The organism is Hydrogenophaga sp. IBVHS2, assembly GCF_002127215.1.
Classification (GTDB): domain Bacteria; phylum Pseudomonadota; class Gammaproteobacteria; order Burkholderiales; family Burkholderiaceae_C; genus Hydrogenophaga.
On sequence record NZ_NFUT01000002.1, the window covers coordinates 617429 to 643127 of the forward strand.

Genomic DNA, 25699 nt, shown 5'->3' on the forward strand with positions numbered 1-25699 from the left:
CGCCTGCCGCTCAGCGCAGCACCAGCACCGGGATATTGGCGTGGGTCAGCACCTGCTGTGTCTCGCTGCCCAGCAGCAGCCGCTTGATGCCGCGCCGGCCGTGCGAGGCCATGACGATCAGGTCGCATTTCTGGCGCTTGGCGGTGGCAATGATGGCGTCGGACACCAGATCCGACTTCGCGGTCACCGGCTTGACCTTGATGCCGCGCAGCTGGCCGGCCGAGCGCACCGCCTCCACCGCCGTCAGGGCCTCGGTCTGCCACTGCTTCTCGATGCGCGCGACCTCGGCGGCCGCCAGGGCCACGCCGCCCTCGAAGTAGGACTGCGGGTAACGCGGCACCACCTTGAGCGCCACCACATCGGCGCCGGTGATGTCGGCCAGGTCGAGGGCGTGCTGGACCGCCTTCTGCGAGAGCTTGGAGCCGTCGGTGGCCACCAGGATGCGTCGGTACATGGTTTCTCCTCCGGTGTGGGTGATGGATGCAGGTTAGCGCCGCAAACCGGCGGCGCCTTGACATGGGTCAACACCGCCGCAGATGGGCCGCCGTAAGCTGCGCTCCATGACTTCGACCCCATGGTCGCCCGGGCATCGGGGGCCCCTGACCGTCACCGACGACTTCCTGGTGCTCGACGATCCCGCCGAGCAGCAGGACTTCACCCGGCCCGCCGCGCCGGGCGAGACCAGCCGCGAATCGGTCCTGATGGTGCAGGGCATGTACTGCGCGGCCTGCGCCGATGCGGTGGAGTCGGCCCTGGCGCCGCTGCCCGGTGTGCAGGAGGCCCGGGTGCACGCGGCCACGCGCCGCCTCGTGCTGCGCTGGGACCCGCAGGCCACGCGCCTGTCCCGCCTGGCCCGCGCGGTGGGGGAGGCCGGCTACCGCCTGCTGCCCATGGCCCAGGCCCTGTCGGTCGATGCGCGTCTGAAGGAAACCCGTCAGGCCCTGTGGCGCCTGTTCGTGGCCGGCTTCTGCATGATGCAGGTCATGATGTACGCATGGCCGGCGTATGTCGCACAGCCGGGCGAAATCCCGGCCGACATCGAGCAGCTGCTGCGCTGGGCCAGCTGGGTGCTGAGCCTGCCGGTGGTGTTCTTCGCCAGCGGCCCGTTCTTCCGCAGCGCCTGGACCGATCTGAAGCGCGGCCGCGTGGGCATGGACACGCCGGTGTCCATCGGCATCCTCGTGACCTTCCTGGCCAGCAGTGCGGCCACCTTCGACCCGGCAGGCCCGTGGGGACACGAGGTGTGGTTCGACTCGCTCACCATGTTCGTGTTCTTCCTGCTGGGCGGGCGTTACCTGGAATTCAAGGCCCGCGACCGCACCGCCGGCGCGCTGGACGCGCTCATGAACCGCCTGCCCGAGACCTGCGAGCGCGAACGCGCCGACGGCACGCCGGAGCGGGTGTCGGTGCGCCGGCTGGCCGTGGGCGATGTGGTGCTGCTGCCGGCCGGACAGGCCTTTCCGGGCGACGGTGTGCTGCTGAGCGAGAGTGCCACGGTGGACGAGGCGCTGCTGACCGGCGAGTCACGCCCGGTGGAGCACCGGGCCGGCGATGCGGTGGTGGCCGGCAGCTTCAACCTGGGAGGTCCGGTGCGGGTGCGCCTGACCGCGCTCGGGCAGGACACGCGCTTTGGCCAGATCGTGCGGCTGATGGAGCAGGCCTCCACCGACAAGCCCCGGCTGGCCTTGCTGGCCGATCGTATTGCGGCACCCTTCCTGGTGCTGGTGCTGCTGGCCGCCGCCACCGCCGGTGTGGCCTGGTGGCAGGTGGAGCCCTCGCGGGCGCTGTCGGTGGCGGTGGCGGTGCTCATCGTCACCTGCCCCTGCGCCCTGTCGCTGGCCACCCCGGCGGCCATGCTGGCCGCCGCAGGCCGGCTGGCCCGGGGCGGCGTGCTGGTGCGCCGGCTGCAGGCGTTCGAGGCCCTGGCCGGCATCGACACCATGGTGTTCGACAAGACCGGCACCCTCACGCTCGACCGGCTGGGGCTGCAGGCCCTGGTGGTGCGGCCCGGTGCCGATCGGGCCGAGGTGCTGAACCTGGCGGCGGCGCTGGCGCAGGGCTCGCTGCACCCGTCCTCCCGCGCAGCGGTGGCCGCCCGCGAGGCCGATGCGTCGGCCATGGCGCTGCCGCTGCCGGGACTCATCGACCGCCGCGAAATCGCCGGGCAGGGCATGCAGGCTCGCCTGGAGGACGGCAGCACCGCACGGCTGGGCTCGGCCGCCTTTGTCCTGGCGGGCATCGGCGCGCCCGACGACGGCCAGCCGCCGCAGGCTCCGCGCGTCTGGCTGGCCGACGGGCATGGCTGGCTGGCCACGCTGGTCCTGTGCGAGGTGCTGCGCGACGATGCCCAGGCCGCCGTGCAGGCGCTGCAGGCCCTGGGCGTGCGCTGCTGGCTGCTGTCGGGCGACCGCCACGCCGCCGCCCGCCAGGTGGCCGCCCACCTGGGCATGGACCGGGTGGTGGCCCAGGCTTCGCCGGAGCGCAAGCTGGATGAAGTGCAGGGCTGGCAGCGCGCCGGCCACCGCATCGCCATGGTGGGGGACGGGCTGAACGACGGGCCGGTGCTGGCACGTGCCGACACCTCGTTTGCCCTCGGCCATGCGGCCCCCCTGGCCCAGGCGCAGTCCGATTACGTGATCCAGAGCGGCGCTCTGATGGACGTGGTGCACACCCTGGTGCTGGCCCGCGCCACACTGCGCACCGTGCGGCAGAACCTGCTGTGGGCCGCCCTCTACAACGCGGTGTGCGTGCCGCTGGCGCTGGTGGGCTGGATGCCGCCGTGGCTGGCCGGCGTGGGCATGGCGGCGAGTTCGCTGCTCGTCATCGGCAATGCGCTGCGGCTGTCACGGCCCTGACCTTCAACGGAGTTCCCATGGACGTCCTGTACCTGCTCATCCCGCTGTCCATCCTGGTGGTGTTCGGCGTCATTGCCTTGTTCTGGTGGGCGCTGCAGGGCGGCCAGTTCGACAACATCGAGCGCGAGGGCGAGCGCATCCTGCGCAACGACTGAATCAGGGCGGGTCGATCCGTGCGGGGCTTGACGTACGTCAAGCCCGCCCGACCCGGGTTTGCCGACACTACACACAACTACAGAGAGAGAGGAGTTTTCCCATGTCCGTCAGCCCATCGGCCGCCAGCGCGGTCTACAACGACAAGGTGGTGAGGCAGTTCGCCCTCATGACCGTGGTCTGGGGTGTGGTCGGGATGCTGGTCGGCGTGATCATCGCCGCGCAGCTCACCTGGCCCGCCCTGAACTTCGGCATCGAGTGGCTCACCTATGGCCGCCTGCGCCCGCTGCACACCAATGCGGTCATCTTTGCCTTCGGCGGTTGCGGCCTGTTCGCGGCCAGCTACTACGTGGTGCAGCGCACCTGCCACACCCGGCTGTTTGCGGGGCCGCTGGCCGCCTTCACCTTCTGGGGCTGGCAGGCGGTCATCGTGCTGGCGGCCGTCACGCTGCCGCTGGGCCTGACCTCGGGCAAGGAGTACGCCGAGCTGGAGTGGCCCATCGACATCCTCATCACCCTGGTGTGGGTGTCGTATGCGGTGGTGTTCTTCGGCACCGTGGGCATGCGCAAGGTGCGCCACATCTATGTGGCCAACTGGTTCTTCGGCGCCTTCATCCTGGCCGTGGCGGTGCTGCACCTGGTCAACAGCGCGGCCGTGCCGGTGGACCTGTTCAAGAGCTATTCGGCCTACGCCGGCGTGCAGGACGCCATGGTGCAGTGGTGGTACGGCCACAACGCGGTGGGCTTCTTCCTCACGGCGGGCTTCCTGGGAATGATGTATTACTTCATCCCCAAGCAGGCCGAGCGTCCGGTGTACTCGTATCGCCTGTCCATCGTGCACTTCTGGGCGCTGATCTTCACCTACATGTGGGCCGGCCCGCACCACCTGCACTACACCGCACTGCCGGACTGGACCCAGTCGGTCGGCATGGTGTTCTCGCTCATCCTGCTGGCCCCGAGCTGGGGCGGCATGATCAACGGCATCATGACCTTGAGCGGTGCCTGGCACAAGCTGCGTGACGACCCCATCCTGCGCTTCCTGATCGTGTCGCTGTCGTTCTACGGCATGAGCACCTTCGAGGGCCCGATGATGTCGATCAAGACGGTCAACGCCCTGAGCCACTACACCGACTGGACCATCGGCCACGTGCACAGCGGTGCCCTGGGCTGGGTCGGCCTGGTGACCATGGGCTCCATGTACTACCTGATCCCGCGCCTCTATGGCCGCAAGCAGATGTACTCGGTGCCGGCCATCGAGCTGCACTTCTGGACCGCCACCATCGGCATCGTGCTCTACATCGCCGCCATGTGGATCGCCGGTGTGATGCAGGGCCTGATGTGGCGCTCGGTCAACCCCGACGGCAGTCTCACCTACACCTTCGTCGAGTCGGTCAAGGCCAGCTTCCCCTTCTATGTGATCCGTCTGGTCGGTGGCCTGCTCTACCTGGGCGGCATGCTGGTGATGCTCTGGAACGTCGTCATGACCGCCCGCAGCGGCCAGGCCCAAGCGGTCCGGGTGCCCGCACCCCAGCCCGCCCACGCCTGAACACCGGAGGAAACATCCCATGGCACAAGCTGACAAACCCACCGGTTTCACCCACGAGCGGATCGAGACCAACAACTTCCTGATGATCGTGCTCATCGTGCTGGTGATCGCGGTCGGCGGACTGGTCGAGATCGTCCCGCTGTTCTTCCAGAAGTCCACCACCCAGCCGGTGGAGGGCCTCAAGCCCTACACCGCGCTGCAGGTGGCCGGCCGCGACATCTATGTGCGCGAGGGCTGCTACAACTGCCACTCGCAGATGATCCGGCCCTTCCAGGCCGAGACCCTGCGCTACGGCCACTACTCGGTGGCCGGCGAGTTCGTGTACGACCGCCCCTTCCAGTGGGGCAGCAAGCGCACCGGCCCGGACCTGGCCCGCGTGGGCGGCCGCTACAGCGACGAGTGGCACCGCGTGCACCTCAACAACCCGCGCGACCTGGTGCCCGAGTCCAACATGCCGGCCTACCCGTGGCTGGAGAAGCGCACCGTCAAGGCCGAGGGACTGCCCCGCCGCATGGAGGTGCTGCGCACCCTGGGCGCCCCTTACAGCGACGAAGAGGTCAAGGGCTCGGTCGACGCCGTCAAGGGTAAGACCGAGATGGAAGCCCTGATCGCCTACCTGCAGGTGCTGGGCACCGCCATCAAGTAAAGGAGTGCCGCCATGGACATCAACGACCTGCGCAGCATCGTCACCGTGGTGAGCCTGATCACCTTCCTGGGCATCGTGGTGTGGGCCTGGTCCCGCCGCAACCAGGCCGGCTTCGAGGAAGCCGCCCACCTGCCTTTCCAGGACGAGTGACCCGACAACCGAACCGAGAACCATCATGAGCGACTTCACCAACGACTTCTGGTCCTGGTACGTGGCCGGCCTGACCCTGGTCAGCATCATCGCGTGCGCCGTGCTGCTGTGGATCAGCGGCACCACCAAGGTCAAGGCCCATGCCGACAACACCACCGGCCATGTGTGGGACGGCGACCTGCAGGAACTCAACAACCCGCTGCCCAAGTGGTGGGTCTACCTGTTCATCATCACCGTCATCTTTGCGCTGGCCTATGGCCTGCTGTACCCCATGTTCGGTCAGTACAAGGGCGCACTCGGCTGGTCCTCGCAGGGCCAGCACACGGCCGAGGTGAAGAAGATGCAGGAAGCCATCGCCCCGATCTACGCCGCCTTCCGCAGCCAGGCGCCTGACCAGCTGGCGGGTGACGCGCAGGCCATGGCCGTGGGCGAGCGACTGTTCCAGAACAACTGCGCCCAGTGCCACGGCTCGGATGCCCGCGGCGCCCGCAGCTTCCCCAACCTCACCGACGGCGACTGGCTCTACGGCGGCACCCCGGCCGACATCAAGACCACGCTCATGGAAGGGCGCAACGGCATGATGCCGCCCATGGCCGCCGCCGTGGGTTCGGCCGAGGACGTGCGCAACCTGGCCCACTACGTGCTCAGCCTCTCGGGCAGCCCGCACGACTCGGTCAAGGCGGCGGTGGGCAAGGGCAAGTTCGGCGCCTGCGCCGCCTGCCACGGCATGGACGGCAAGGGCAACACCGCCATGGGCGCGCCCAACCTGACCGACAACACCTGGCTGCATGGCTGGGGCGAGGAGGCGGTGGTCAAGGCCATCACCAACGGCTTCAGCAACCAGATGCCGTCGCAGGCGACCAAGCTCAATGCCGACCAGATCCATGTGCTGACCGCCTACGTCTGGGGTCTGTCGAACAAGCCTGCCGCCCGCTGACCGAGCCCTCCCGTGACCGACCGCAAGACCGTCATCCCCATCGTTCCGGTACCCGCCGCCGCCACCGGCGACGACGAGGTGATGGTCTCGCTGTATGCGTCGCGGCAGAAGATCTACCCGCGCTCGGTCTCGGGTCTGCTCTCGCGCTGGCGCTGGGCGCTGGTGTGGCTGACCCAGCTGGTGTTCTACGGCCTGCCCTGGATCGGCTGGAACGGGCGCCAGGCGGTGCTGTTCGACCTGGAGGCGCGGCGCTTCTTCATCTTCAATTTCGTCCTGTACCCGCAGGACTTCATCTACCTCACCGGCCTGCTCGTCATCTCGGCCCTGGCGCTGTTCCTGTTCACGGCGGTGGCCGGCCGCCTGTGGTGCGGCTATGCCTGCCCGCAGACGGTCTACACCGAGATGTTCCTGTGGATCGAGAAGCAGGTGGAGGGCGACCGGTCGGCCCGGCAGCGGCTGGACCAGTCGCCCGCCAGCCTGCACAAGCTCGGGCGGAAGTCGCTCAAGCATGGCCTGTGGCTGGCGTTGTCGCTGTGGACCGGCTTCACCTTCGTGGGCTACTTCACGCCCATCCATGAACTCGCCGGGCTGGTGGCCAGCCTGTCGCTGGGCCCGTGGCAGGCGTTCTGGATCGGGTTCTACGGTCTGGCCACCTACGGCAACGCCGGCTTCCTGCGCGAGCAGGTGTGCAAGTACATGTGTCCCTATGCGCGCTTCCAGAGCGCCATGTTCGACCGCGACACCCTGATCGTCACCTACGACGAGCGACGCGGCGAACCGCGCGGTGCGCGCAGCCGGAAGGCCGATCCGGCCGCCCTCGGCCTGGGCAGCTGCGTGGACTGCACCCTGTGCGTGCAGGTGTGTCCCACCGGCATCGACATCCGCAACGGCCTGCAGTACGAATGCATCGGCTGCGGTGCCTGCATCGACGTGTGCAACGACGTGATGGACAAGGTGGGGTATCCGCGCGGCCTGGTCCGGTATGCCACCCAGAACGGCATGGAAAACGGCTGGAGCCGTGCGCAGATGCTCCGGCGCGCCCTGCGCCCCCGCGTGCTGGTGTACGCCGCCATCCTGGGCGCCATCACGCTGGCGGTGCTCGGCAGCCTGTTCCTGCGCACGCCGCTCAAGGTCGACGTGATGCGCGACCGGGGCGCGCTGGCCCGCATGGTGGAGCAGGGCCGCATCGAGAACGTCTACCGGCTGCAGATCATGAACGCCACCGAGGCCACCCAGCGGTACCGGGTCACGGTCCAGGGGCTGGAAGGCATCGCCCTGGCCCCCCGACCGGACGTGGTGGTGGAGGTCCAGCCCACCGAGGTGCGTGCCGTGGGCGTGAGCGTGCAGATCCCGCCCGGCTCGGCCACCACCGGATCGCACCCGATCGCCTTCGACATCCGTGCCATCGACCAGCCCGACCTGGGCGTGACCGAGTCATCCACTTTCATCGTGCCGCGCTGAGCCGGCACCGGAGAACCGACATGAACCCGAACCCGACGACAGCGTCAACCCTGCAGTCCGCCCCCGAACCCTGGTGGCGCGTCAAGGCCATGTGGCTGGTGGTGGGTGGGCCGCTGGTGGTGGTGCTGGGCTGCATCGTCACCGTCACGCTGGCCATCCGGCACCCCGATCCGGTGCTGGACAAGGCCGCCTACGAGCGCGATCTGGCCGACGCCCGTGCCCTGAGCGGCCCCGAGCGCGAGGCGGCCCTGATCAAGCTGCAGCCGGCCCACCAGGCCCGCAACCACGCGGCCTCGCCGGTGGTGCCGCAGGACCGCTGAGGCGGGGAGGGCACATGACCGCACGCCTGAACGCACGCACCTGGCTGATCGTGGGCTGGCCGGCCTTTCTGGTGGCCGGCGTCCTGGAGATGGTGGTGTTTGCGATGGTCGATCCGGCGGATCTGCACACCTTCGGCGGTGGCCGCATCGACCTGTCGCCGCAGGCGGTCTACACGCTGGCGTTCTTCGTGTTCTGGGCCGCCACCGCGGTGGCCGGGGCGCTGACGCTGATGCTGGCCCGACCGGCCGAGGACATCAACCGGCCGGTCTGAGCCCGCGCTGCCTCAGAGGCAGCTGCGCGAATTGACGATCTGCTTGAGCGCTTCGGTGTCCTTGATGTGCACATAGCGCTGCTTGACATCGATGATGCCGTCCTCGACGAACTTGGAGAAGGTGCGGCTGACCGTCTCCAGCTTCATGCCCAGGTAGCTGCCGATCTCCTCGCGCGTCATGCGCAGGATCACTTCGGACTGCGAGAAGCCCCGGGCGTGCAGCCGCTGCACCAGGTTGAGCAGGAAGGCCGCCAGACGCTCCTCGGCCCGCATGCTGCCCAGCAACAGCATCACGCTGTGATCGCGCACGATCTCGCGGCTCATGATCTTGTGCACATGGTGCTGCAGCGTGGTGAACTCGCGCGAGAGCTGCTCCACCTGGTCGAACGGCATCACGCAGACCTCGGCGTCTTCGAGCGCGATGGCGTCGCAGGAGTGCCGGTCATTGACGATGCCGTCCAGACCGATGATCTCGCCCGTCATCTGGAAGCCGGTGACCTGGTCACGGCCGTCCGGTGTGGTCACGCAGGTCTTGAAGAAACCCGATCGCACGGCATAGAGCGAGGTGAAGCGGTCGCCGGCGCTGAACAGCGCGGCGCCGCGCTTGATCCGGCGGCGGGTGGAGATGATGTGGTCGAGCTTGTCCATCTCTGCCTCGTTCAGCCCCATGGGCAGACAGAGTTCGCGCAGATTGCAGCTGGAGCAGGCGACCTTGATGGCTTGGGCGTCCATAAGCGGGTCGTGATTTTCATGCGAGGTTAACCCATGCACCGGGGGGTGTCGATGCATTCGCACCACGTCAGTGCGGATTCATGCCGTCGCGACCGACCCTTGATCCCTGTCAATACCGCCCGGGGCGGGCGGCCTCACAGTGCGTCCATACGAGGAAAAACCCAGGAGCAACGCCCGTGAGCCATGCCATCCCCGACGACCTGCTGCAGCGCTTCGACGTGCCGGGTCCACGCTACACCAGCTACCCCACGGCCGACCGTTTCGTCGAGGCCTTCACCGAGGCCGACTACACCCAGGCGCTGGAGCAGCGCCGGGCCGGATCACTGGCGCTGCCGCTGTCGATCTATGTGCACATTCCGTTCTGCGAGTCGGTCTGCTACTACTGCGCCTGCAACAAGGTCATCACCAAGCACCACGGCAAGGCGGCCGAATACCTGCGCTACCTCTCCCGCGAGATGGAGCTGCAGGTCCAGCACCTGGGGGCCGGTCAGTCGGTGTCCCAGCTGCACCTGGGCGGCGGCACGCCCACCTTCCTGTCGGACGAGGAACTGTCCGACCTGATGCACATGATCCGGCGGCACTTCACCCTGGTGCCGGGCGGCGAGTATTCGGTCGAGGTCGATCCCCGCACCGTCACCCGGGAGCGGCTGGAGGTGCTGCACCGCCTGGGCTTCAACCGCCTGAGCTTCGGCGTGCAGGACTTCGACCCGACGGTGCAGAAGGCGGTGCACCGGGTGCAGCCGGCCGAGCAGGTGTTCGCACTGGTCGAGGCTGCGCGCCAGATCGGTTTCGAGTCGGTCAACGTGGACCTGATCTATGGCCTGCCGCTGCAGACGCCGGAGTCGTTCGCCCACACCCTGACCCAGGTGTCGCTGCTGCGGCCGGACCGCATCGCGCTGTACGCCTATGCCCACCTGCCCAGCCGGTTCAAGCCGCAGCGCCGCATCCTGAGTGCCGAGCTGCCCAGCCCGGGCGACAAGCTGGCCATGCTGTCGGCTTCGCTCGACGCACTGGGCGATGCCGGCTACGTGTACGTGGGCATGGACCACTTCGCGCTGCCCGGCGATGCCCTGGCCGTGGCCAAGCGCCAGGGCCGGCTGCACCGCAATTTCCAGGGCTACAGCACCCGGCCCGACTGCGATCTGATCGCCCTCGGTGTGTCGGCCATCGGCCGCATCGGGGCCACCTACAGCCAGAACGCCAAGACGCTGGAGGAGTACTACGACCTGCTCGACCAGGGGCGCCTGCCCATCGTGCGCGGTCTGGCCCTCAACCGCGACGACCTGCTGCGCCGTGCGGTCATCATGTCCATCATGTGCCAGGGCGAACTCTCGTTCGAGTCCATCGACCTGGGCCACCTGATCGACAGCCGCACCTACTTTGCGCGGGAGTTCGTCGCCCTGCAGCCCCTGGTCGATGCGGGTCTGGTGCAGGTCAACGACAACGGCCTGCAGGTCACGGCGCGCGGCTGGTACCTGGTGCGGGCGATCGCGATGGTGTTCGACCGCTACCTGCAGACCGACCAGGACCGCGCCCGCTTCTCGAAGATCATCTGACCCAGCGCAAGGCTACAGTCGCTCCATGCAGACATCGATGGCCGTGACGGCCCTGTTCATGGGCCTGGTGGGCGGGCCGCACTGTGTGGCCATGTGCGGGGCGGCCTGCACCGGCATCGCGCGCGCCGCCGGCCGCTCCGGCACCCGTGCGCTGCTCACCTTCCAGGTCAGCCGCATGCTGGGCTATGCACTGTTCGGGGCGCTGGCCGCGGGGTCGGTGCAGGGCCTGGCCTGGCTGGGCACCCACACCGCGGTGCTGCGCCCGCTGTGGACCAGTTTCCATGTGGCGGCCCTGTTGCTGGGCCTGGTGCTGCTGGTGCGGGCCCGGCAGCCGGCCTGGATCGATGGCCTGGGACAAGGCATCTGGCGCCGCGCCCGACCCGTCATGGGCCGCCTCGGACCGCGTGCCCCGGTGGTGCTGGGCGTGGGCTGGGCCCTCATGCCCTGCGGCCTGCTGTATTCGGCGCTGCTGGTGGCCTCGCTCACGGCCAACGCCATCGAGGGCGCGGCCGTCATGGCGCTGTTCTGCCTGGGCACGTCGGTGTCGCTGGTGGCCGGTCCGTGGTTGATGCTCCGCCTGAAGGACGCGCGCTCCGGCGCCTGGGGCATCCGCCTGGCCGGCCTGGCCCTGCTGGTCACGTCCGGCTGGGCCTTGTGGATGGGCATCACCCGGCCCACCGGGCTGTGGTGCCTCTGACCACCGGGCCTGCTTTCAGGCCCTGGACCGCTGCGGCAGCGTGGCCAGCACCAGTCCCAGCAGCGCAATGCCGAAGGCCAGCAGCTGCAGCGGCGTGAGCCGCTCCTCCATGAACAGCACGCCGATGGCCGCCGCGCTGATGGGCAGCATCACGGTGAACACGCCGGCCTGCGACGCCGGCACGGTGCGCAGCCCGGTCATCCACAGCCAGACCGTCCACACGCTGGCCGCCAGCCCGTAGAACACCAGCAGCACCCAGATCGGCGCCTGCACCGCCGAGAAGTCGAACGACAGCGCAGCCCACAGCCCCATGGGCGTGACCAGTGCCAGGCCCACCAGGTTGATGAGTGCCGAGATGCGGCGCGGCCCCAGGCCGTCGGTCAGGCGCTTGCCGATCACCACATACGAGGCCTCGCACACCACGGCAGCAAACACCAGCAGGTTGCCCAGCCAGGCCAGCGAGCCGGCCGCCTCCGGTGTGGCCGGCTTCTGCAGCGAGAACAGCCCGATGCCCACCGCCGCGCAGGCAATGCCGGCCAGGCTGCGCCCGCCGATGCGCTCGCGCAGGAAGATCCAGCTCAGCACCGCCACCACCGCCGGAATCGAGGACATCACCACCCCGGCCGCCACGGCGGTGGTCAGGCTCACGCCATAGAGCATGCAGATCGAGAACAGGAAGTTGCCCAGGAACGATTCCAGGAACAGCAGCCAGCGCGTGCGGGGCGTGATCGGGGGCTCATCGGCCGGCTTGCGCAGCCAGGTGGCCATGGCCAGCGCCCCCACGCCGAATCGCAGCCAGGCCAGCAGGAACACCGGGAACACCAGCACCAGCGGCTTGGACAGCGCCACATAGCTGCCCACCAGGGCCATGCTCAGGGCGAGGCAGCCATAGGCCATCCAGCGGGGAAGGGGGAGAGCGGTCATGGGGCCGATGATGCCTCAGCGCAGCGCAGGGTTTTCAGGATGAAGGATTTCTGTTCCGTCATGTGGAAAGAGGGGATGCTGCGCCGCACGATTTTTTCTCAATCCAAGAAAATGATTTTTGTATTGAGAAATTGCAAAATCAGATTGTTGATTTTGTTGAAGAAAATATTTTCTCTTATATAAGACATAAGAGCATCCGCAGGTCTTCTATAAGACTTAAAGTCTTCCCAACGGCACCGTCCCGGTTCAACCACCGATGCCGGACCGCCCCACCCGATTTCAAACCCCTCAAGGAGCATCACCATGCCGCAATCCCTGAATCAGCAACTCAGCCGCGCCCAACAGATCGAGGCCCTGGAAAAAGACTGGGCCACCAACCCCCGCTGGAAGGGTGTCAAGCGCGGGTACAGCGCCGCCGACGTGGTGCGCCTGCGTGGCAGCCAGCCGATCGAATACACCCTGGCCCAGCGCGGTGCCGAGAAGCTGTGGGACAAGGTCAACGGCGGCGCCAAGAAGGGTTATGTGAACGCCTTCGGCGCCATCACCGCCGGTCAGGCCATGCAGCAGGCCAAGGCCGGTCTGGAAGCCGTGTACCTGTCGGGCTGGCAGGTGGCCGCCGACGGCAACACCTCCGAGACCATGTACCCCGACCAGTCGCTCTACGCCTACGACTCGGTGCCCACCATGGTTCGCCGCATCAACAACACCTTCAAGCGCGCTGATGAAATCCAGTGGGGCCGCGGCATCGAGCCGGGCAGCCCGGAATTCATCGACTACTTCCTGCCCATCGTGGCCGATGCCGAAGCCGGTTTCGGCGGCGTGCTCAACGCGTTCGAGCTGATGAAGAACATGATCGCCGCCGGTGCTGCCGGCGTGCACTTCGAAGACCAGCTGGCCGCCGTGAAGAAATGTGGCCACATGGGTGGCAAGGTGCTCGTGCCCACGCAAGAGGCCTGCGAGAAGCTGATCGCCGCGCGTTTCGCCGCCGACGTGATGGGTGTTTCCACCATCGTGCTGGCCCGCACCGACGCCGAAGCCGCCAACCTGATCACCAGCGACCACGATGCCAACGACAAGCCTTTCCTGACCGGTGAGCGCACGCAAGAAGGTTTCTACCGCGTCAAGAATGGCCTCGAGCAAGCCATCAGCCGCGGCATCGCCTACGCGCCCTACGCCGATCTGGTGTGGTGCGAAACCGGCGTGCCCGACATCGGCTTTGCCCGCGAGTTCGCACAGGCCGTGCAAGCTGCTTGCCCCGGCAAGTTGCTGTCGTACAACTGCTCGCCGTCTTTCAACTGGAAGAAAAACCTCAACGACAAGCAGATCGCCTCGTTCCAGGAAGACCTGGCCGCACTGGGCTACAAGTACCAGTTCATCACCCTGGCCGGCATCCACATCAACTGGTTCAACACCTTCCAGTTCGCCCACGCCTATGCCCGCGGCGAAGGCATGAAGCACTACGTCAACATGGTGCAGGAGCCCGAGTTCAAGGCCCGCGAGCAGGGTTACACCTTCGTGTCGCACCAGCAGGAAGTCGGCGCCGGCTACTTCGACGACGTGACCACCGTCATCCAGGGCGGTTCGTCCAGCGTGAAGGCCCTGACCGGCTCGACCGAAGAAGAGCAGTTCCACTGATCCGCGGGTCCGCCGCAGAGCGGAGGAGGAGACAGAAGAGCCCGGGCCGGTCCCGGGCTTTTTCATGGGCGGATCGTTGGTCCCCGTCAGTCGATCACCTCGCGCACCAGCCGGATGCCCACCAGCGGGTAGCGCGTCTGCACCGTGTTCCAGTTGCGGAACGAACACCGCGCATACAGCGGCCAGGTGTGCCAGGAGCCGCCCCGGCGCACCTTGACGTTGCCGTCCGCCGGGCCGGTCGGGTCGTCCTGCGGAGAGCGGGCGTACCAGTCCTCACCGTACCAGTCGCTCACCCATTCCCACACATTGCCGTGCATGTCGTGCAGGCCGAAGGCGTTGGCCGGGTAGGCGCCTGCCGGGGCGGTGAAGGCATGGCCGTCGTCGCCGGCGGTGGCCTGGTCGCGCCAGGCGGGCCAGTGGGTGGCTGTGCGCGCGTCGAAGGTGTTGCCGCTGCGGGCCAGGCCGGCCGGATCGTCGCCGTGCTGGTAGCGCGCCGTGCCGCCGGCCCGGCAGGCGTATTCCCATTCGGCTTCGGTCGGCAGGCGGTAGGTGCGTCCCTCGGTCGCGCTCAGCCAGCGGGCCAGCGCCACGGCGTCGTTCCAGGTGACGTTGGTGACCGGGTGGTCGTCGGTCTGGGCGAAGCCGGGGTTCTGCCACGAATAGCGCGGCAGCCGGCCCTCGAAGGCGTCGCCTCGTTCGGTGGTGGCAGGGTTGTAGTCGGCCCGCCAGCCGTAGCCGCCGGTCCCGTCGGCCACCGACTCGGGCACATGCCCCGAGCGCGCCAGGAAGGCGCGGAACTGGCCCACTGTGACCTCGTGCCGCGCCATCTCGAAAGCCCGGGTGATGCGCACCCGGTGCATCGGCGCTTCGTCGCTCAGGCCTTCCAGGCGGGACCGCTCCAGGCCCGGGTAGGCCGCCGCCAGCGTGTCCACCGGCTCGTCGCTGCCCATGCGGAATTCGCCCGCCGGCAGCCGGACGAAGACCATGCCCAGGGCCGCACCACCGGTGTTGCCCTGCGCCATGGCCCAGGGTGCCGTGGCGCCAGCCAGCATCAGCAGCAGGGTGCCGAGGACTGGCCGCAGGGGCCGGGGCAGCGGGCGGGGCAGGGCAGAGCGGCCGGTCATGCGGGGAGTTTGTGGGACAATTCCGGGTCTGTTCAATCAGCAAGAACCAGAAAGGCGCATCGGTTATGACACCGCGAACTCAGGCCATGTCCTTCCCGGCCCCTTGAGGCCCGCAGTTCGCGCCTGCCCACCGTTTCCCTGTTCTTCCCAATCAAGCGCGGCCCCTGCCGCGCTTTTTGTTTTCCGGAATCCGCCATGCCCCAGATCACGCTTCCCGACGGTTCGCAACGCAGCTTCCCCGCGCCGGTGACGGTGGCCGACGTGGCCGCCTCCATCGGCACCGGTCTGGCCAAGGCCGCGCTCGGTGGCAAGGTCGATGGCCGTCTGGTCGACACCAGCTTCACCATCGACCGCGACGTGTCGCTGTCCATCGTCACGGCCAAGGACGCCGATGGCCTGGAGATGATCCGCCACTCCACCGCCCACCTGCTGGCCTATGCGGTCAAGGAGCTGTACCCGGACGCGCAGGTCACCATCGGCCCGGTCATCGACAACGGCTTCTACTACGACTTCTCGTACAAGCGCCCCTTCACCCCGGAAGACCTGGCCGCCATCGAAAAGCGCATGGCCGAGCTCGCCGCCAAGGACGAGAAGGTCGAGCGCCGCGTGCTGCCCCGCGACGAGGCCGTGGCCCACTTCAAGGCCATGGGTGAGCACTACAAGGCCGAGATCATCGCCAGCATCCCCGCCGGCGAGGACGTGAGCCTCTACCGCGAGGGCGGCTTCGAGGACCTGTGCCGCGGCCCCCACGTGCCCAGCACCGGCAAGCTCAAGCACTTCAAGCTCATGAAGGTGGCCGGTGCCTACTGGCGCGGCGACCACCGCAACGAGATGCTGCAACGTGTCTACGGCACGGCCTGGGCCAGCAAGGAAGAGCTGCAGCAGTATCTGACCATGCTCGAAGAGGCCGAGAAACGCGACCACCGCAGATTAGGCCGCGAGCTCGACCTGTTCCACCTGGACGAGCATTCCCCCGGCACCGTGTTCTGGCACCCCAAGGGCTGGTCCATCTGGCAGGAGGTGGAGCAGTACATGCGCCGCGTCTACCGCGACAACGGCTACCAGGAGGTCAAGGGCCCGCAGATCCTGGACAAGGCCCTGTGGGAAAAGACCGGCCACTGGGACAAGTACCGCGAGAACATGTTCACCACCGAATCGGAGAAGCGCGACTACGCCCTCAAGCCGATGAACTGCCCCGGCCACATCCTGATCTACAAGCAGGGCATCAAGAGCTACCGCGACCTGCCGCTGCGTTACGGCGAGTTCGGCCAGTGCCACCGCAACGAGCCCACCGGCGGCCTGCACGGCATCATGCGGGTGCGCGGCTTCACCCAGGACGACGGCCACATCTTCTGCACCGAAGACCAGATCCAGGCGGAGGTGACCGCCTTCACCACGCTGCTGCAGAAGGTCTACAAGGACTTCGGCTTCACCGAGATCCTCTACAAGCTCTCCACCCGACCCGAAAAACGCATCGGCACCGAGGAGAGCTGGGACAAGGCCGAGGCCGCGCTGGCCGAAGGCCTCAAGGCCTCAGGCTGCGAGTTCGAGTACCTGCCGGGCGAGGGCGCCTTCTACGGCCCCAAGATCGAGTACACCCTCAAGGATGCGCTGGGCCGCCAGTGGCAGTGCGGCACCATCCAGGTCGACCCCAACCTGCCGGAGCGGCTGGACGCCGAGTTCGTGGGCGAGGATGGCGCGCGGCACCGGCCGGTCATGCTGCACCGCGCCATCGTGGGCAGCCTGGAGCGTTTCATCGGCATCCTCATCGAACAGCACGCCGGCGCGCTGCCTGCCTGGCTGGCGCCGACCCAGGTGGCGGTGCTCAACATCACCGATGCCCAGGCCGATTACGTGCGCCAGGTGGCGAAAACGCTGCAGAATCAAGGGTTTAGGGTGGTGACCGACCTGCGCAACGAGAAAATCACCTATAAAATACGCGAGCACGCGTTGCAAAAGCTGCCTTTCATTGTTGTCGTGGGTGACAAGGAAATGGCCGCTGGCGCCGTGGCTGTGCGGGCCCGGGGCAATCAAGACCTCGGGGTCATGTCGCTGGAAGCCTTCGCCCAGCGGGTCGCGACCGACGTCGCCACCCGGGCCTGATTCCCCTTCATACGACCTTGCCCCATCAGCCGCGGAGCCCATGGCGCTGGCCGATGGCGGCATGCAAGCCGCCTTTTCAACATCTGCCCACGCAAGGAACAAACCATCGCTACCAACTTTCGCGACCGCCGCCAGCGTGAAGAGCGCGCACACCGCCTGAACCGGGAAATCATGGCCCCTGAGGTCCGCCTCAACGGCCCCGAGAACGAGCCCCTGGGCATCGTCAGTCTTCAGGAAGCGCTGCGCATGGCCGGCGAACTGGATGTGGATCTGGTCGAGATCGCAGCCACCGCAAACCCTCCGGTTTGCCGGCTGATGGACTACGGCAAGTTCAAGTACCAGGAGCAGAAGAAGGCCGCGGAAGCCAAAGCCAAGCAGACCGTCATCGAGATCAAGGAGATCAAGTTCCGCCCGGGTACCGATGACGGCGACTACAACATCAAGATGCGCAACATCCGTCGTTTTCTGGACGACGGCGACAAATGCAAGATCACGCTGCGGTTCCGCGGCCGGGAAATCACGCACCAGGAACTGGGGCTGGCCCTGCTCAACCGCATCCGTGACGACCTCGGCGACACGATCGTGGTGGAGCAGTTCCCCAAGCTCGAAGGTCGCCAGATGATCATGATGATTGCCCCGGGTCGCAGGAAGCCGGGCGCAACCAGCAAACCGGCCGAGGCGGCAACGCCTTCGGCCAGCCAGACGGCCTGACCGCTGTCGGCAAGAAACGGTCCGTGAGGGGTTGGTCCCCCGCGCGGTACCGGGGCAGGGCCTTGTGCCCTGACCCGAACGGCCACCGCAAGGTGGCCACACAAAAGTGGCTCGGGGCCAGCAAGTCCGCGGAAGGTTCGCGGCGCCTCACGAGCACAAATCAAGAAGGAGCATGAAGATGCCCAAAATGAAGACCAAGAGCAGCGCGAAGAAGCGTTTTCGCGTTCGTCCCGGTGGCACCGTCAAGCGCGGTCAAGCCTTCAAACGTCACATCCTGACCAAGAAGACCACCAAGAACAAGCGCCACCTGCGGGGTGCGGTGACCGTGCATGAGACCAATATGGGTCACATGGCACAGATGCTGCCCGGCCAGGGCATTTGATCAACGACGAACAAGGAGTAACACATGCCTCGCGTCAAACGTGGTGTCACGGCTCGCGCCCGACACAAAAAAGTACTGGCTCTGGCCAAAGGTTTCCGCGGCCGCCGCGGTAACGTCTTCCGCATCGCCAAGCAGGCGGTGATGAAGGCAGGGCAATACGCCTACCGTGATCGCCGCACCAAAAAGCGCGTGTTCCGGCAGTTGTGGATTGCCCGTATCAACGCTGGTGCCCGCGCATGCGGCCTGACGTACAGCCAGTTCGCCAATGGCCTGAAGAAGGCTCAGATCGAAATCGACCGCAAGGTCCTGGCCGATCTGGCGGTGAACGACCCGGCTGCCTTTGGCAGCATCGTGGAGCAAGTCAAAGCCAAGCTGGCCGCTTGATTCACGGACGGGTGGCCCAGCCACCCGCCGCTCGAAGGGGTTGGGGCTTGAGGGAACACCTCGCGGCTTCAATCCCTTTTTTCTTTGGTTTCGCACACAGCCCCCACACATGAACGAGTTGGACGCACTGGTCGACGGCGCACGCGCCGCATTCGCACAGGCCACCGCACCGGCCGATCTGGAGAACGCCAAGGCGCAGTACCTGGGCAAGTCCGGCCGCATCACCGAGCTGATGAAGGGCATGGCCGCCCTGTCGGTGGAAGAGAAGAAGACCCGAGGGGCTGCCATCAACCTGGCCAAGCAGGCCATCGAGGCCGCCCTCACCGAGCGCCGCCAGGCGCTGGCCGATGCCGAACTGCAGGCCCAGCTCAAGGCCGAGGCCCTGGATGTGACGCTGCCTGGCCGGGGTCAGGGCAGCGGCGGACTGCACCCGGTGAGCCTGACGCTCGAGCGCATCGAGGCCATCTTCGGCTCCATGGGTTTCGAGGTGGCCGACGGCCCCGAGATCGAGTCCGACTGGTTCAACTTCACCGCGCTCAACACGCCCGAGGACCATCCGGCGCGCTCCATGCACGACACCTTCTATGTCGAGGGTGGATCGGCCAAGGCGCCCAACCTGCTGCGCACCCATACCAGCCCGATGCAGATCCGCCATGCGGTGCAGCACGTCAAGCGGCACCGCGCCGCGCTGGACGCCGGCCAGCCCATGCCCGAGATCCGCGTGATCGCCCCGGGCCGCACCTACCGGGTCGACAGCGATGCCACCCATTCGCCCATGTTCCACCAGTGCGAAGGCCTGTGGATCGGCGAGAACGTGAGCTTCAAGGACCTCAAGGTCGTCTTCACCGACTTCTGCCGCACCTTCTTCGAGAGCGACGATCTGGTGCTGCGCTTCCGCCCCAGCTTCTTCCCGTTCACCGAGCCCAGCGCCGAGATCGACATCCAGTTCCAGAGCGGCCCGCTGGCCGGCCGATGGCTGGAGGTGGCCGGCTCCGGCCAGGTGCACCCTAACGTGGTGCGCAACATGGGGCTCGACCCCGAAAAGTACATCGGCTTTGCCTTCGGCATGGGGCCGGACCGCCTGACCATGCTGCGCTATGGCGTCAACGACCTGCGCCTGTTCTTCGATGGCGATGTCCGCTTCCTCTCGCAGTTCCGCTGAAGCCTTGTTGAGCCCGACCCATGCAATTCCCTGAATCCTGGCTGCGTGCCTTCTGCAACCCCGACCTGACCAGCCAGCAGCTGGCCGACACCCTGACCATGGCCGGTCTGGAGGTCGAAGAGCTGCAACCGGTGGCACCTCCCTTCACCCGTGTGGTGGTGGGCGAAATCATCGAGGCGGTGCAACACCCCAACGCCGACCGCCTGCGCGTGTGCCAGGTGGACGTGGGGCAGGGCAGTCCGCTCAACATCGTCTGCGGTGCACCCAATGCGCGCCCCGGCATCAAGGTGCCGTGTGCCCTGGTGGGCGCCGAACTGCCGCCGGGTGACGACGGCAAGCCCTTTGCCATCAAGCTGGGCAAGCTGCGGGGTGTGGAGAGCCAGGGCATGCTGTGTTCGGCCCGCGAGCTCAAGCTCTCCGAAGACCACGGCGGCCTGCTGGAGCTGCCGTCCGATGCGCCGGTGGGCCGCGACATCCGGGAACAGCTGGCGCTGGACGACATGCTGTTCACGCTCAAGCTCACGCCCAACCTGGCGCACTGTCTGAGCATCCAGGGCATTGCCCGCGAGGTGTCGGCCCTGACCGGTGCCCCGTTGCTGCAACCCGCATTCCCGCCGGCCCCGGTGAGCCTGCAGGACCGCCTGCCGGTGCAGGTGCAGGCCCCCGACCTGTGCGGCCGTTTCAGCGGCCGCATCGTGCGCGGCGTGAACACCCGCGTGGCCACGCCGGCCTGGATGGTCGAGCGGCTGGCCCGCTGCGGCCAGCGCAGCGTGTCGGTGCTGGTGGACATCTCCAACTACGTGATGTTCGAGCTGGGTCGCCCCTCTCACATCTTCGACCTCGACAAGATCCACGGCGGCCTGCAGGTGCGCTGGGGCCGCGAGGGCGAACAGCTCAAGCTGCTCAATGGCAACACCATCACGGTGGACGCCGAGGTGGGCGTGATCGCCGACGATCTGGCGGTGGAATCGCTGGCCGGCATCATGGGTGGCGATGCCACGGCGGTGTCGGACGACACGCAGAACATCTACATCGAGGCTGCCTTCTGGTGGCCCAAGGCCGTGGCCGGACGTTCGCGCCGCTACAACTTCAGCACCGACGCCGGCCACCGCTTCGAACGTGGCGTGGACCCGGCCACCACGGTCGAGCACATCGAACGCATCACGCAGCTGGTGCTCGACATCTGCGGCGGCCAGGCCGGCCCCATCGACGACCAGGTGGTCCAGCTGCCCGAGCAGCGCCCTGTGGTGCTGCGCGTGGCCCGCGCCAACCGCGTGGTCGGCATGCCGCTGACCCAGGCGCAGTGCGCCGGCGCGCTGCGCCGCCTGGGGCTGGATGTGAGCGAAGGCGAGGGCACGGTGACCGTGGTGCCGCCGTCCTGGCGCTTTGACCTGCAGATCGAGGAAGACCTGATCGAGGAGGTGGTGCGCATCATCGGCTTCGACCAGTTGCCGCAGACGCCCCCGCTGGCGCCCATCACAGCCAGGATCCGGCCCGAGGCCAAGCGCGGCCCGTTCGCCGTGCGCCGCCAGCTCGCCGGTCTGGGTTACCAGGAAACCATCAACTTCAGCTTCGTGGAGGAGCGCTGGGAGCGCGAGCTGGCCGGCAACGCCGACCCGATCCGCCTGCTCAATCCGATCGCCAGCCAGATGAGCGTGATGCGCTCGTCGCTGCTGGGCAGCCTGCTGCAGGTGCTCCGGTTCAACCTCGACCGCCGTGCCGACCGGGTGCGCCTGTTCGAGCTGGGCCGTGTGTTCCGCAAGGACGCCTCGGTCCCGGACTCCGACACCACGGTGGCCGGCTTCGATCAGCCGCGCCGGGTGGCCGGTCTGGCCTTCGGCCCGGTGGCACCGCTGCAGTGGGGCCAGCCGGCCCGCACGGTGGACTTCTTCGACGTCAAGGCCGAAGTCGAAGCCCTGCTGGCCCCGCAGCAGCCCGCCTTCCGGTCCGCCGAACACCCGGCCCTGCACCCCGGCCGCTGCGCCAGCGTGTGGCTGGGCGAGCGCTGCATCGGCCATGTGGGCGAGCTGCACCCGCGCTGGCGCCAGGGCTACGACCTGAGTGCCGCGCCGGTGCTGTTCGAGCTCGATCTGGACGCCGTGCTGGAGCATCCGGTGCCGGTCTACAGCCCGGTCAGCCGCCATCAGCCGGTGGAGCGCGACCTGGCCATCGTGGTGGGCGAGACGGTCACCCACGACGCGGTCATGGCTGCCATCCACGCGCCCGGCAACCCCTGGCTGCGCGAGGCGCGCCTGTTCGACGTCTACCGCCCCAAGGCCGGCAGCAGCGGCGGGCTGGCGCCGGACGAGCGCAGCCTTGCCGTTCGTCTGGTCCTCAACCGCGACGACGCTACACTGACCGAAGACGACATCGAGGCCACCGTGAAGGCCTCGCTCGAATCATTGCAGCAGCGGGTGGGTGCCCGTCTGCGCGCCTGAACACGCAAGGGAACCCCGCATGGAACTCGCAGTGGAAAGCCTGGAAACCCCGGCCCTGACCAAGGCGCAGCTGGCCGAACTGCTGTTCGACCAGATCGGCCTGAACAAGCGTGAATCGAAGGACATGATCGACGCCTTCTTCGATCTGGTCACCGACAGCCTGGTCGAAGGCACCGACGTCAAGATCTCGGGCTTCGGCAATTTCCAGATCCGCACCAAGGCCCCGCGCCCCGGTCGCAATCCGCGCACCGGCGAGCCGGTGGCCATCGAGGCCCGCCGCGTGGTCACGTTCCACGCCAGCCCCAAGCTCAAGGAGCAGGTGCAGGCGGCTGCCGTCGGTACCTGAACGACGACCGTTCAACCGCCGATGCCCGATGGGCGTCGGCGGTTTCGTCATTTCTCCCCCACAAATCGGCCCGCTGGTAGGCACTGCCAGCGTGTTAGAGTAAATTTCAAGGTTCGGTCTGTACCGCCTTGATTTTCAATGGAAAAAACGCTCCCTCCCATCCCGGCCAAGCGCTACTTCACCATCGGTGAGGTCGGGGAGCTGTGCGGCGTCAAGCCCCACGTGCTGCGGTACTGGGAGCAGGAGTTCACCCAGCTGCGTCCCATGAAACGGCGCGGCAACCGGCGCTACTACCAGCACCACGAAGTGCTGATGATCCGCCGCATCCGCGAGCTGCTGTACGACCAGGGTTTCACCATCAGCGGCGCCCGCAACAAGCTGCAGGAAATCGCCCAGGCCGAACGCGAACACCGCCGGCAGGGTGAAGACGAGGCCATCGACGTGGTCGAACTCGACAGCGTCATCCACGACGACGAGCTCGATGACGAGGTGGTCACCGCCCCGGTCGTGAGCGCGCCGGCCGGTGTGTGGACCGATGTGCGCCGCGAGCTGCTGGAAATCCGAGAACTTCTTCGCATCACGCCCTGAGAGGGGCTGTTTCGCCGGCTATAATGCGAGGCTTGTCGGCGTGTAGCGCAGCCTGGTAGCGCACTTGCATGGGGTGCAAGGGGTCGCGAGTTCGAATCCCGCCACGCCGACCATTAGTACTGATGAAGCCCGCTAGGAATATCCACCTAGCGGGCTTTTTCTTTGGAAAATCAATGGTTTTCCCTGCTAAGACGTACAGGGACCGACATTGACAGCCAGCACGGCGCCGGGGAACATACCGGGGAACAAAACCCCGTTTTTCCCCAAATCGGGGAACAACCCCCTGTTTTGACCGGGGAACAGGCCCCCCAGGGGCACCGGGGAACAACCCACCGGGGAACACCCATGCTGACCGACGCACAGTGCCGCAACGCCACATGCCCACCTGACAAGCGGCGGGTGCGCGTGACCGATTCCGGCGGGCTGTACCTTGAGGTGTCGCCGGCAGGTTCAAAGCGGTGGTTTCAGAAGCTGTACGTGGGCGGCAAAGAAAAGCGTATGGCGCTAGGCAGTTACCCGACGGTGACGCTCACGGCGGCGCGCAAGGCCCGCGACGCGGCAAAGCTGAAAAAGGCGGATGGCCTCGACCCGGTGCACGCGCGCATGCTGGACCGGCTGAAGCAGGCCATGAGCGAAGGCGAGACTTTCGAGCATGTGGCGCGCGAGTGGTACGGCAAGAAATCAGCGCTGTGGAGCGTGCACCACAAGACGCGCGAGCTTCGCAACCTTGAGAAAGACCTGTTCCCCTGGATCGGCAAGCGACGCATTGCGGCCATCGAGCCGGTGGAGTTGTTGCAGACGCTACGGCGGGTAGAGGCGCGCGGGTCATTGGATGTGGCGCACCGGGTGCTAACCACGGCGCGGGGTGTATTCGCCTATGCGTTGGCCACTGGCAAGGCGGGCCGCAATGTTGCGATGGACTTGAAGGGCGCATTGACGCCGCACAAGGGCCGGCACTTCGCGGCACTCACCGATCCGGTGAAGGTGGGCGAATTGATCCGGGCCATCCGGGGCTACAAGGGCGGGCTTGTGGTGCGCGCGGCTCTGCAACTGGCACCGATGCTGTTTCAGCGACCGACCGAGCTACGCGCGGCGGAATGGTCCGAATTCAATCTGGATGCGGCGCTGTGGACGATTCAAGCCAAGCGCATGAAGCGCACATATGACGGCAAGGCAAACGGCGATCCGCACTTGGTGCCGTTGCCTGCGCAGGCCGTGACCATCCTGCGCGATTTGCACCACATCACCGGCGACGGCGTGTTGCTGTTTCCTGGCGAAAAAGGCCGATCCATCCCGATTAGCGACAACACGCTACGCGCGGCGCTGCTGACGCTGGGCTATGGCCCCGATGTGCAAACCGTTCACGGCTTCAGGGCCACGGCGCGCACGCTGCTGGATGAGGTGTTGGAATTCGATCCGCTGGTGATCGAGGCGCAGTTGGCGCACGCGGTGAAAGACGCCAACGGGCGGGCCTACAACCGCACCACGTACCTGAAGCAGCGCGCCGACATGATGCAGAGGTGGGCGGACTACTTGGACAAGTTGGCTGCGGGCGCTGATGTTATTCAGATGAAGAGGGCTTGATGGTTTGATGCCACGCCTAGCCATCGGCTGATCCCCGATGGTGAAAACCGGGACGCCCTGACCCGGCGATGCTGGCTTCTCTTGGGGAATTGCAGGGGACATAGTGAGCAAATTATTCAGGCTGAAAGAGTGGGTGACCATCCCCGATGCTGCGAGGCACTTATCGCAAATTGTGAATGAACAAGTTGGCGAGGCGGATATTCTTCAAATGGCACTTGATGGTCACCTCAAGTTGTCAGTTCACTTTCCTAATCGTGCCAAGGCCCGTATTGGAAGAATCATCCCTTATAAAGACGTGCAACACCGAGAACTACCTTCATTGGATGGAAGTGGCACGATCACCTATGCAGATGGATATTTATTGAATGATCTCAAGGAGGGTGAGCGGCTGCAGTCTGAAACTCCATTCATTCATTTTGACAAAGAAGTGGTGTCTATCGACGGTCTTTGGGACCTGGCGATGATGGGCAATGAGCGAATCGATATTGAATACGATCTTCAAAGCCTGATAGGCGGACCGGAAGTCACAATGATGAACATTGAGGGGACCTTCCTAAACCGAAGTGACGGTACTTGGGCGGCACTGCAGGAGCAATTCGAAGATAAAACGATAGTTGAGGCAGACGGAAAAAAGAAGAAGATCAAAGGCGCTTTCTTTCCTGCCGGTGGCCATGGAACAGACTGCACTCGTGTAGTCCGAACGTCAGAGATACTGGCTTTGCAGGCAAAGCTAGACGGCACTGCATTGGAAAAACCCGTAAGCAACCGCGAGCGTGACACCTTGCTGACAATCATCGGGGTGCTATGCAGGGACGCCGGCTACGACTTCACTAAGCATGCGAAAACTGCCGCATTGATTCAAGGTACAGCGGCAAAAATGGGGGTTTCAATCGGGGAGACCACGATCGAGAACCACCTCAAGAGGGTTTCTGATGCGCTCGCTGCCCGTATGAAATAAAGGGCTTCTGGGCAGATGCCTATTGGGCTTGGGCA

Annotated in this window: 27 protein-coding genes and 1 tRNA gene; 23 read left to right on the forward strand and 5 right to left on the reverse strand. The window is 66.4% G+C overall.

Annotation, left to right across the window (positions count from 1 at the left end; translation table 11 throughout):
- Positions 1-10: 10 nt before the first annotated feature.
- Positions 11-454 carry a universal stress protein gene (locus CAP38_RS07620; RefSeq protein ID WP_086120579.1) on the reverse strand — a complete coding sequence of 148 codons (444 nt, stop codon included), beginning with the start codon at positions 452-454 and terminating at the stop codon, positions 11-13.
- Positions 455-560: 106 nt separating this feature from the next.
- On the opposite strand from CAP38_RS07620, the gene CAP38_RS07625 reads away from it, so the two are divergent.
- The 9 genes from CAP38_RS07625 to CAP38_RS07665 all read left to right on the forward strand — a co-directional run bounded on the left by CAP38_RS07625 (position 561) and on the right by CAP38_RS07665 (position 8340).
- A complete protein-coding gene (locus CAP38_RS07625; RefSeq protein WP_086121095.1) occupies positions 561-2855 on the forward strand; it encodes a cation-translocating P-type ATPase in 2295 nt (764 codons plus the stop codon).
- A gap of 17 nt (positions 2856-2872) precedes the next feature.
- Positions 2873-3010, forward strand: a complete 138-nt coding sequence (gene ccoS / locus CAP38_RS07630) for a cbb3-type cytochrome oxidase assembly protein CcoS (RefSeq protein WP_086120581.1) — start codon at positions 2873-2875, stop codon at positions 3008-3010.
- A gap of 101 nt (positions 3011-3111) precedes the next feature.
- Positions 3112-4554 carry a cytochrome-c oxidase, cbb3-type subunit I gene (ccoN, locus tag CAP38_RS07635; protein ID WP_086120583.1) on the forward strand — a complete coding sequence of 481 codons (1443 nt, stop codon included), beginning with the start codon at positions 3112-3114 and terminating at the stop codon, positions 4552-4554.
- 19 nt (positions 4555-4573) lie between these two features.
- Positions 4574-5200: a cytochrome-c oxidase, cbb3-type subunit II gene (gene ccoO / locus CAP38_RS07640; protein ID WP_086120585.1), complete on the forward strand. Its 627-nt coding sequence runs from the start codon at positions 4574-4576 to the stop codon at positions 5198-5200.
- A gap of 12 nt (positions 5201-5212) precedes the next feature.
- Complete coding sequence (locus CAP38_RS07645; RefSeq protein ID WP_086120587.1) at positions 5213-5350, forward strand: cbb3-type cytochrome c oxidase subunit 3; 138 nt, start codon at positions 5213-5215, stop codon at positions 5348-5350.
- 25 nt (positions 5351-5375) lie between these two features.
- A complete protein-coding gene (gene ccoP / locus CAP38_RS07650) occupies positions 5376-6287 on the forward strand; it encodes a cytochrome-c oxidase, cbb3-type subunit III (RefSeq protein WP_086120589.1) in 912 nt (303 codons plus the stop codon).
- 81 nt (positions 6288-6368) lie between these two features.
- Entirely contained in the window at positions 6369-7748 is a 1380-nt protein-coding gene (gene ccoG, locus CAP38_RS07655; RefSeq protein WP_086121096.1) for a cytochrome c oxidase accessory protein CcoG, read from the forward strand.
- Positions 7749-7768: 20 nt separating this feature from the next.
- Positions 7769-8068: a nitrogen fixation protein FixH gene (locus tag CAP38_RS07660; protein ID WP_143435770.1), complete on the forward strand. Its 300-nt coding sequence runs from the start codon at positions 7769-7771 to the stop codon at positions 8066-8068.
- Positions 8069-8082: 14 nt separating this feature from the next.
- The gene (locus CAP38_RS07665; RefSeq protein ID WP_179188488.1) at positions 8083-8340 is read left to right on the forward strand and encodes a hypothetical protein; all 258 of its coding nucleotides are present in this window, start codon (positions 8083-8085) and stop codon (positions 8338-8340) included.
- A 12-nt stretch (positions 8341-8352) separates the two neighbouring features.
- Here CAP38_RS07665 and fnr read toward each other — a convergent pair whose 3' ends face one another.
- The gene (gene fnr, locus CAP38_RS07670) at positions 8353-9072 is read right to left on the reverse strand and encodes a fumarate/nitrate reduction transcriptional regulator Fnr (protein ID WP_086120594.1); all 720 of its coding nucleotides are present in this window, start codon (positions 9070-9072) and stop codon (positions 8353-8355) included.
- 176 nt (positions 9073-9248) lie between these two features.
- Here fnr and hemN point away from each other — a divergent pair, with 176 nt between their 5' ends.
- A complete protein-coding gene (hemN, locus tag CAP38_RS07675; protein ID WP_256924355.1) occupies positions 9249-10628 on the forward strand; it encodes an oxygen-independent coproporphyrinogen III oxidase in 1380 nt (459 codons plus the stop codon).
- Between the two features lie 25 nt (positions 10629-10653).
- Positions 10654-11325 (forward strand): sulfite exporter TauE/SafE family protein, encoded by a 672-nt coding sequence (locus tag CAP38_RS07680; protein ID WP_086120598.1) that lies wholly within the window; start codon positions 10654-10656, stop codon positions 11323-11325.
- Positions 11326-11340: 15 nt separating this feature from the next.
- Here the strand turns inward: CAP38_RS07680 and CAP38_RS07685 are convergent, their stop codons facing one another.
- Positions 11341-12249 (reverse strand): DMT family transporter, encoded by a 909-nt coding sequence (locus CAP38_RS07685; protein WP_086120600.1) that lies wholly within the window; start codon positions 12247-12249, stop codon positions 11341-11343.
- 98 nt (positions 12250-12347) lie between these two features.
- Positions 12348-12554: a hypothetical protein gene (locus CAP38_RS15165; protein ID WP_143435771.1), complete on the reverse strand. Its 207-nt coding sequence runs from the start codon at positions 12552-12554 to the stop codon at positions 12348-12350.
- On the opposite strand from CAP38_RS15165, the gene aceA reads away from it, so the two are divergent.
- Entirely contained in the window at positions 12553-13884 is a 1332-nt protein-coding gene (aceA, locus tag CAP38_RS07690) for an isocitrate lyase (protein ID WP_086120602.1), read from the forward strand. The two genes, CAP38_RS15165 and aceA, sit on opposite strands and share 2 nt — an antisense overlap.
- A gap of 86 nt (positions 13885-13970) precedes the next feature.
- Here aceA and CAP38_RS07695 read toward each other — a convergent pair whose 3' ends face one another.
- Entirely contained in the window at positions 13971-14936 is a 966-nt protein-coding gene (locus CAP38_RS07695; RefSeq protein ID WP_086121098.1) for a formylglycine-generating enzyme family protein, read from the reverse strand.
- A gap of 267 nt (positions 14937-15203) precedes the next feature.
- Here CAP38_RS07695 and thrS point away from each other — a divergent pair, with 267 nt between their 5' ends.
- The 11 genes from thrS (at position 15204) to CAP38_RS15170 (ending at position 25664) form a co-directional block, all read left to right on the forward strand.
- The gene (gene thrS / locus CAP38_RS07700; RefSeq protein WP_086120604.1) at positions 15204-17111 is read left to right on the forward strand and encodes a threonine--tRNA ligase; all 1908 of its coding nucleotides are present in this window, start codon (positions 15204-15206) and stop codon (positions 17109-17111) included.
- A gap of 105 nt (positions 17112-17216) precedes the next feature.
- Positions 17217-17822, forward strand: coding sequence for a translation initiation factor IF-3 (gene infC, locus CAP38_RS07705; RefSeq protein ID WP_086120606.1), 606 nt, complete (start codon positions 17217-17219; stop codon positions 17820-17822).
- A 178-nt stretch (positions 17823-18000) separates the two neighbouring features.
- Positions 18001-18204: a 50S ribosomal protein L35 gene (gene rpmI / locus CAP38_RS07710; protein WP_066266229.1), complete on the forward strand. Its 204-nt coding sequence runs from the start codon at positions 18001-18003 to the stop codon at positions 18202-18204.
- Between the two features lie 24 nt (positions 18205-18228).
- Positions 18229-18588, forward strand: coding sequence for a 50S ribosomal protein L20 (rplT, locus tag CAP38_RS07715; RefSeq protein ID WP_086120609.1), 360 nt, complete (start codon positions 18229-18231; stop codon positions 18586-18588).
- Between the two features lie 109 nt (positions 18589-18697).
- Positions 18698-19750: a phenylalanine--tRNA ligase subunit alpha gene (pheS, locus tag CAP38_RS07720; RefSeq protein ID WP_086120611.1), complete on the forward strand. Its 1053-nt coding sequence runs from the start codon at positions 18698-18700 to the stop codon at positions 19748-19750.
- 20 nt (positions 19751-19770) lie between these two features.
- Positions 19771-22188, forward strand: coding sequence for a phenylalanine--tRNA ligase subunit beta (pheT, locus tag CAP38_RS07725; protein WP_086120613.1), 2418 nt, complete (start codon positions 19771-19773; stop codon positions 22186-22188).
- Positions 22189-22207: 19 nt separating this feature from the next.
- Entirely contained in the window at positions 22208-22534 is a 327-nt protein-coding gene (locus tag CAP38_RS07730) for an integration host factor subunit alpha (protein ID WP_086120615.1), read from the forward strand.
- Between the two features lie 138 nt (positions 22535-22672).
- Positions 22673-23122 carry a MerR family transcriptional regulator gene (locus CAP38_RS07735; protein ID WP_086120617.1) on the forward strand — a complete coding sequence of 150 codons (450 nt, stop codon included), beginning with the start codon at positions 22673-22675 and terminating at the stop codon, positions 23120-23122.
- Between the two features lie 36 nt (positions 23123-23158).
- Positions 23159-23235: transfer RNA gene (locus tag CAP38_RS07740), tRNA-Pro, on the forward strand.
- Positions 23236-23467: 232 nt separating this feature from the next.
- Entirely contained in the window at positions 23468-24706 is a 1239-nt protein-coding gene (locus tag CAP38_RS07745) for a site-specific integrase (protein WP_086120619.1), read from the forward strand.
- A 103-nt stretch (positions 24707-24809) separates the two neighbouring features.
- Positions 24810-25664, forward strand: a complete 855-nt coding sequence (locus tag CAP38_RS15170; protein WP_143435773.1) for a hypothetical protein — start codon at positions 24810-24812, stop codon at positions 25662-25664.
- Positions 25665-25699 lie beyond the last annotated feature (35 nt).